Below are 7,025 nucleotides of genomic sequence, written 5' to 3' on the forward strand. Positions count from 1 at the left end.
TAGAAACTGGTGACCTTTTAGGGGGTTATAGGTCTTGAATCTGAGGTTTGGTATCGTCAGGTTCGACTGAGTAACGAATCACTTCTTGTCTAATCACTGGCTGGTTAAACTCTGCTTGCTGTTTGGCTTTTTGTAGCTCACTGCCCTCTTGATTGCCGAAAAAGGTTTCCAAAACTTGTGCTGCTGGTGTGGTCAGTATGAATAACTCAATTCGGCGGTTCTCGCTAGAATCGGGTTCTTCTGGGTTAAGCAAGGCACGATCTGACATTCCAGTCACTTGCATGACGCGATCGTCTGGCATGCCGCCTTCCACTAAGGTATTTCTTGCCACATCGGCACGGGAGGCGGATAGCGCCCAGTTTGATTGTCGACCAAAACGCTTTTTGAACGGTGTCGAGTCAGTATGGCCACTGATGATCAATGGATTGCTGATGCGTTCGAACACGGGGGCAAGCGCAAGTAACAAATCCTCAAAGAAAGGGGTTAATTCTGCGCCTCCACGGCTGAACATGTGTTGCTTGTAATCATCTTGCAGCACAATGCGCAGACCTTGCGGGGTAATGGTGACATTAACGTTACCCTTCGCGCTGATTTGCCCGACGACTTCGTCAATCACTTTGGCCAGCAGAGCGAGTTGCTCTTGGGTGTCGAAATTGCCCGGGATAAGCGAGTCAATCTCTGGGCCATCGCCGTCACCTTGGAAGAAAGAGCTGACGACGTGGTTAGAGTTGTGCTTACTTGGCACAGAAGAGTCCTGTGCCAAGTCGATAGGAGAGATACTTTGTGAGGTATCGAAAGGGTTACCGTAGCTCTTATCAAAAACGCTCGAACTATGAAGGTGCGCCACAATGGCTTTGCGCTCTTCCTTGTCGACCACTTGCATGACCCAAAGGACAAGAAACAGCGCCATCAACGCGATCATGAAGTCGGCAAACGCGACCTTCCACGCGCCACCATGAAACTCGTCATGGTTATGTGCTTTCGCGCGTTTGAACACCACATGCTCTTGTTTTTGCATTATCCCTCCTGTTCAGCTAGCCACTTCTCCATTTGGTTGAAAGTTGGTTTGATGTCTAACTGAATGTGTTTACGGCCAGCGTCGATAGCGAGCAATGTTGGTTTCTTCGCTACGTAAGCAACCAAAGTGGCGCGTACACACTCGAAAGCCGTCATGTTTCGTCTAACTCGTTGAGCCATGGCGTTACTGAGTGGATCTAAACAACAGTAACAACCGAAAATACCAATGAATGTACCAACGAGGGCGGCGGCAACGTGATAACCAATCAATGCAATTGAGCCGTCAATGGCTTGCATGGTAATGATGATGCCACCGACTGCCGCAAGAATACCGAACCCAGGAAGAGCCTCTGCCGTGCGCTGCATGGAGCGTGAAGGCAAAAGCATCTCGGTTTGAATCGCTTCGATTTCTTGTTCTAACAGTCCCTCTAATTCATGAGGCGACATTTGTCCCATTGCCATTAAACGTAAATTGTCGGTAATGAAAGAAATTAGACGATGATCGTTACTTACTTTTGGATAAGCGAGGAAAATAGAGCTCTGCTCTGGTGATTCAATGTGCGAATCGAGAAACTTAAAACCGCGGCTGCGTGCGGTTTCGAGTAGGTTATTAAGCAGTGCCATCAGCTCCATGTAGTACTCATATTCTTCACGTGGGCCAGAGATGGTCGCACGAACTTGTTGGCGCATTTCTTTTAGCACTTGTGGCGGGTTGCCAATGATCAGTGAACCTGCTGCCGCACCGATGATGATCAAGAACTCGGCTGGCTGCCAGATAGCGCCGAGTTTACCGCCTGCCCACATGTATCCGCCGAAGACACACATCAGTACGGTAATGGCTCCAAAAAACTTTTGCATCTTGTGACTCCTAAGAGGACATTAATTGGTTGAGTTGTTTAAGCGCTTGTTTGTGCAACTGACAGATGCGAGGTGGTGTCAGATCGAGCACGAGCGCGATTTCATGGAGGTTGAGTTCATGTTGATAGAACAAGGTGAGCAACAGTTGGTCGCGTTTCGACATTTTGCCCAGCGCAGTGTCTAAGCTGCGGCGAATGTGCTCATGTTCCATGCCGTCATATTGGCCGCCAAAGTGGCTGTCTCCGCCAGTTTCCATCAATTGGTCGAGGCTTTGCATTTCGCCCGCGAGTGCGGCGTTTTGGCGGTTATAGTAGTCTTGCTCATCCGTACCTAGCGCTTTGATGATTTCAGCATCGGTGGGCATTCTGCCCAGCGCCCGAGTAAGATCTCGTGTCACATCGTTAAGCTCATGCGCCTGTTGGCGGGTTTTGCGTGAGCGCCAATCCAAACGACGAAGCTCGTCCAAAATAGCGCCACGAACACGACAAACGGCAAAAGCGGGGAAGTGTGGATCATCCACATCCCCATAACGACGCCCAGCTTCGACAAGTGCAATCAAGCCGATTTGCTGCATGTCTTCAATGCTGCAGTGCGAGGTCGCATGAACGCGCAGTTGGTTGACCACGCGCTTAACCATGACTTGGTGACGTTGCAGCAGTGCATTTTCATCAAACAGGCGCGACGGCGTATTCACTTCCTCCGTCGCGGTATAACTTTCCTGTAAGTTCATCTCCAACATGGCTGTGCTCCGTTATTGCACAACGTACTTGGTTAGCAGAACATCATCGATATCACGAACGATGTCGGTTTTTGCGAACGCAAGCAGCAGAGTCTCTTTGACTTCGCTTTGCAGGATATCAATGGCACCCGCCTGCTGAAGCTCATCAAAGGTTTTGTCGCTGAACAGTTTTAGCAGTGAGTTTTGAACCATCGGCATGTAAGCATCAATATCCTTAATGCGCTCTGGGCGGCGTGTTTCCACCGCAAGTTCCAGCATCACAAAATGAGTTTGCTTCTTGCCTTTGATGGTCAGCACCACTTTATCTAATGGATGAAAGCTTGGGCCTTTTGTTGTTGGTTGCTCAGAAGTTAGGAATGCCAGCGGTGAGTCCTCCAAGAAGGCGCTAACGCTGGATTCTGACGATGAAGACTCTGAACTTTTGTTGAGGTACCAAATACCGCCGACCACAGTGGCAGCGGAAACGAGGGCACTGGTGATGATCATGGTGATAAACAGGGCGATCATTTGTTGTTTGGTCATAACCTTTTTCCTCGATGATTCATTAGGCTTGAGTGTTCAGCCAATGCTCTGAATAGTTTGTTGTTGTATGTGTTTGAAATGCGTTGGTTTCACGCGCGGCGAAGACGGTTGCTTCTTCTTGAGAGCCTTCATGAGAATGTCGCTCTTGACCTTGATCTGAGCCGACGTTGACGTCTACGTGAACGAAGTTCTGCTCTTGAAGCTCAGTTCGAAGGCGCTCAGATACCTGCATTAAGGCTTCACGAGTTGCGGCGGTATTGGCGTTGATCTGCACGCTCAGACGGTCACCTTCCACGCGTACCAACAAATCCAACTTGCCTAACTCTGGTGGGTCGAGACGGATTTTGGCTTCTTGTAGGTTTTGCTGAGCTTGTAATGTCACGCGATCTTGCAGCACTTGCATCATCTGCTCGCCCCATCTACCAGAGTTGGTATCCACGCGAACCGCCGCCCACTCTGCACCTTGAGCTTGAGTTGCTGCAAGCGGTGAGGTTGGATTTGGATGTTGCGCTGTTGGTGTCTGCGATTGCGTGTTGGCTGCGAATACTTGCCCATGAGCAGGTTGATTCAGCAACGTTTGCAAATCAGAAGCAGAAACTTTAAGTGAATTTACCGCGCTTGCTTGCACACCACGTTGGTTCTCTTGCGCGGGGGCTGTGAGCATAGGGTTGGCTTGAGCGCCCATGTTTGCACTTTGCGATGTGTTATTTGCCGACACTTGTGCAAGCTGGTTGGTATCGCCTTGCTTAGTGGCCGCCTTACTGATTCCCTGCATGAGAGCTTGCGCTTGGGTGGCCAGATTCACCTCTGATGAAGCATTACCTAGTAACGTTTCGTCAGAGGTGTCTTCTGTGTGGAGCTCTGGTGAGCTGGCGTCAGGTCGCATCACTTCCGCCGGTAAGGCTTGCGCATTTAGACGAAACCCCGCAACTACTTGAGGTGCGTTCGTTTGGCCCTGTTGATTTACCAAGGTTGTATCGGTTTGCGAAAAGCCTTGCTCTGAACGCGCTTGTGAGATTTTGCCCGACGATGACGACTGAGAAGACGCATTTACAGGCATTGAGTTAGTGACCATCATTGCGTTAGCTCCATCGTCATCGCAAGTTGATATGCCATGGCTCGTTCTTTTTGGTCGTTCACCATGTTCATCTCTTGCTGTAGTTCGCTGGTGGCTTTCTCAAGCGCAGCAAACGCAGTAGCATGCACCGCTTTTGCTCGCTGGATTTCCGGTGCGAGTTTCGGATCTTTCAAAAAAGGCTTATGGCTGATCAGCAGTTCACGCAACTGTAAGTCGTAGCGTTTAAGTGCTTGCCAATCGGCCGTTTTAGTCGCGATTTGGATCAGCTTTGACAAGTGGCGAAATCGCTCTGGCGACACTTTATGCTTGCTGTCCAAAGTTCATCCATCCTTCTCGAATGTTACCCATTACGCGCTCTACATTGTCTAAACGTGTCGCATCGTTCTGTACGCTGGTGTAATACAATTCGACTTGGCAGAAGTCATAGAGTTGGCGTAAGTTTTCCGCGATCTCTCCGCCATTTTCTTCATCTAACGCGCTGCTCAGGCCAATAAGGATATTCATACACTTGTTGATACCCGTTCCCTTTTCTGCCAGACGGTTTGCCGCCAGATGGCCACGAACACGTTCTATTTCATCGAGTAACCCATCGATCAACATGACGACGAGTTGGTGTGGGTTGGCTGATGCTGCTTGAGCATCAAGATCGACCTGTTGGTATGAGTCGTAGCCGGAATCCATTAGCATGAGTACTTCTCCTAAAGCCTTAACCAAACATCGACATGGTTTGGTTCATTTGCGTCATTAAGGTGTTCATTTGAGTGAATTGTTTTAGGTAGCGGTTGTACGACATTTCGTACTTGCGTTCTAAGGTGGTTTGTTTATCTTCAATTCGGTCTAAGTTGGCTTGCAGCGCATCTTTGCGAGAATTGAACGTGCCTGAAGAGAACTTCAAGAATGGTTCTGCCATGTCATCAAGCGAGTCGAGCAGGGCGCCATCACCGTTAAACATGGTTTCTAGTGCGGCACTGTTGTTCTTCTGTGCTTCGGCAAACTTATCCTGATCGACTTTCATTTTGCCGTCTCGATCAAGAGTGATACCGACTTCGCTTAAACGCATGCCTCCATGTTCGCCACGAACTAAGCTAGTTAGTTGGCTTTCAATAGAGCGTAAGGTTGGGTCGCTGGCCAAAACGCCACGGGCTTTATCTTCCCCGCCAACTTGAGTGTATTCATCGAGTGTAGAGACTAAGGAGTTATAGGCTTCGACAAACTTGTTCAGTTGTTCTTTCGTGCCTTCGCTGTCCGTTCCTACTTCCATTGAAATCGGTGCTTCACCTGAGGTTTGCGCTTTCGTGACGGTAATGTCGACACCATCAATCACGCCTTCAAAAGTATTGCTTGAGTTGGTGAGTTGAAGACCAGTTCCTTCCGCGCCAAGCCAGATAACAGCATCTTGTGGTTTGCTAATTTCTGTCGTGTTGGTGAACGCATTTTCAAACCAAGCTTGCCCTGTTCCCGTCGCACTGACATTGATGGTGTTTGCCACGCCTGTCTCGGTACTAGAGAGCATGAAGTGTGTTTGCCCGTTTGAGCGAACAAGTGTGGCACTCACGCCTGGGTTATCAGGGTCGTTGTTGATTGCACTGACTAGGTCTGTCACGGTCGCTTTGCCATCGCCGTCGGTATCCACCGTCGACATATCTAACGTCATGGTTTCACCACTGATGGTGAACTCTAACGTACCGGTAGTTGGGACCTCTGTAGTCGCCTCCAAGTCTGCAGGCATACCCGTAGAAATCTGATGTGAAGTGGCGACTTGCTCAACGAAAATCTGGTAGTTACCGACTAATGCGTTGGCATCGGCACTTGCGGTGAAAAAGCCGTCTTGAGAGGTTGTAGCGGTATTTTTGATGATACTGCTTGTGCTGCTGTTCATCTCATTAACCGCAGTTCGGAAGTCACGCAATGCACTTTCCACTTTGCCTAGAGCGGTAAGTTGCGCTTGGTATCGATCGGCCTGCATTTGGTAACGTTGCTGAAATGGCTGAACGTCTAACGTGGCGAACTGGGTTGCCATGGTAATTGGATCTAACGAACTCATGAGGTAGCTCCCTCTCTCATCTGTATTTGGCTTTTCTATGCCAGTTATAAATACTCAATCGCAAGATGTGTGCCTGATGTCTATTCATATATAAAACAGTATCTTACGGTCTATTTTGTGTGTTGGGAGGAAGTGACTTTTCCACCTTGTTGGTTCCGCTTTCCCCTTGATGGTTAAAGGGATTTCCCAAATAAAACAGGCGACCAAAAAGGCTGAAAGATTTAATCCAATGGAGGAAAGAAAGAAGAGTTATGGGGTTGTATGCATAACGAGCAGAATTCGGCGTTTACTGCTAAAGGATTCAGATTTTTCTGACCCTGTCTGAATGCAAAGGTTTGCTATCTTATGCCCCTGCAATTTTTGTGGTTGATAACGTCTGGCTATTCCCACCACTTCGACTAAAAAGAACGACAGTAATGAATGAATTTGTTTTACGACTGATGAAGTGTGCCCGTGCATATGAGGCTTTCATTGGCACCAAACTGCGCAGTAAACAGAACATTAATGCCGAGGAACTGGCGAACATTCGTGTAGAGGCGCTCTCTCGATTTCCAGAGCTCAAAGCGTATGAGCCACATCGAGGTGTGGAATCTGCCGAGCTGGAGCTGTTCAACAAAGTTCTACATAACACCATGCTGAAAGCAGGCTTTCGCATTCCTTCTAGCCACACCAACGAAGCCACTTCTATCTATATCCGTCGCTAGAACGCTTTTCTAAACGCTTTTTCAGACAAAGAAAAGCCTCCCGTATGACTGTCTCTTGATCAC

The 7,025-nt window shown here is 48.7% G+C and carries 9 protein-coding genes; 1 reads left to right on the plus strand and 8 read right to left on the minus strand.

Going from position 1 to position 7,025, the window contains the following annotated elements; translation table 11 throughout:
- Positions 1-25: 25 nt before the first annotated feature.
- Genes KIV40_RS12845 through fliD form a run of 8 tightly spaced genes read right to left on the minus strand, consistent with a single transcriptional unit; the run spans position 26 to position 6,258 of the window.
- On the minus strand, positions 26-1,018 hold the full coding sequence (locus KIV40_RS12845; RefSeq protein ID WP_285349549.1) for a flagellar motor protein MotB: 993 nt from the start codon (positions 1,016-1,018) through the stop codon (positions 26-28).
- A complete protein-coding gene (motA, locus tag KIV40_RS12850; protein WP_228174789.1) occupies positions 1,018-1,875 on the minus strand; it encodes a flagellar motor stator protein MotA in 858 nt (285 codons plus the stop codon). The genes KIV40_RS12845 and motA overlap by 1 nt, the downstream gene beginning before the upstream one ends.
- A 10-nt stretch (positions 1,876-1,885) precedes the next feature.
- Entirely contained in the window at positions 1,886-2,614 is a 729-nt protein-coding gene (locus tag KIV40_RS12855) for a FliA/WhiG family RNA polymerase sigma factor (RefSeq protein ID WP_285349552.1), read from the minus strand.
- A 12-nt stretch (positions 2,615-2,626) separates the two neighbouring features.
- Complete coding sequence (fliL, locus tag KIV40_RS12860) at positions 2,627-3,136, minus strand: flagellar basal body-associated protein FliL (protein ID WP_005432357.1); 510 nt, start codon at positions 3,134-3,136, stop codon at positions 2,627-2,629.
- A 22-nt stretch (positions 3,137-3,158) separates the two neighbouring features.
- A complete protein-coding gene (locus KIV40_RS12865; RefSeq protein ID WP_285349554.1) occupies positions 3,159-4,214 on the minus strand; it encodes a flagellar hook-length control protein FliK in 1,056 nt (351 codons plus the stop codon).
- The gene (locus tag KIV40_RS12870) at positions 4,211-4,531 is read right to left on the minus strand and encodes a LafD (protein ID WP_285349556.1); all 321 of its coding nucleotides are present in this window, start codon (positions 4,529-4,531) and stop codon (positions 4,211-4,213) included. The genes KIV40_RS12865 and KIV40_RS12870 overlap by 4 nt, the downstream gene beginning before the upstream one ends.
- Positions 4,515-4,901: a flagellar export chaperone FliS gene (gene fliS / locus KIV40_RS12875; protein ID WP_134976212.1), complete on the minus strand. Its 387-nt coding sequence runs from the start codon at positions 4,899-4,901 to the stop codon at positions 4,515-4,517. Before fliS ends, KIV40_RS12870 begins: the two co-directional genes overlap by 17 nt.
- 19 nt (positions 4,902-4,920) lie before the next feature.
- Positions 4,921-6,258: a flagellar filament capping protein FliD gene (gene fliD, locus KIV40_RS12880; protein ID WP_134976210.1), complete on the minus strand. Its 1,338-nt coding sequence runs from the start codon at positions 6,256-6,258 to the stop codon at positions 4,921-4,923.
- 416 nt (positions 6,259-6,674) lie between these two features.
- Here fliD and KIV40_RS12885 point away from each other — a divergent pair, with 416 nt between their 5' ends.
- Positions 6,675-6,962, plus strand: coding sequence for a hypothetical protein (locus tag KIV40_RS12885; RefSeq protein ID WP_134976208.1), 288 nt, complete (start codon positions 6,675-6,677; stop codon positions 6,960-6,962).
- The last annotated feature ends 63 nt before the right edge of the window (positions 6,963-7,025 follow it).

The organism is Vibrio sp. D173a, from assembly GCF_030248475.1.

Excerpts from the sequence above, each read along its gene's own strand:
- fliS (WP_134976212.1), bottom strand. The coding sequence starts at position 4,901 with ATGCTAATGGATTCCGGCTACGACTCATACCAACAGGTCGATCTTGAT.
- motA (WP_228174789.1), bottom strand. The coding sequence starts at position 1,875 with ATGCAAAAGTTTTTTGGAGCCATTACCGTACTGATGTGTGTCTTCGGC.
- KIV40_RS12845 (WP_285349549.1), bottom strand. The coding sequence starts at position 1,018 with ATGCAAAAACAAGAGCATGTGGTGTTCAAACGCGCGAAAGCACATAAC.
- KIV40_RS12885 (WP_134976208.1), top strand. The coding sequence starts at position 6,675 with ATGAATGAATTTGTTTTACGACTGATGAAGTGTGCCCGTGCATATGAG.
- KIV40_RS12855 (WP_285349552.1), bottom strand. The coding sequence starts at position 2,614 with ATGTTGGAGATGAACTTACAGGAAAGTTATACCGCGACGGAGGAAGTG.
- fliD (WP_134976210.1), bottom strand. The coding sequence starts at position 6,258 with ATGAGTTCGTTAGATCCAATTACCATGGCAACCCAGTTCGCCACGTTA.
- fliL (WP_005432357.1), bottom strand. The coding sequence starts at position 3,136 with ATGACCAAACAACAAATGATCGCCCTGTTTATCACCATGATCATCACC.
- KIV40_RS12865 (WP_285349554.1), bottom strand. The coding sequence starts at position 4,214 with ATGATGGTCACTAACTCAATGCCTGTAAATGCGTCTTCTCAGTCGTCA.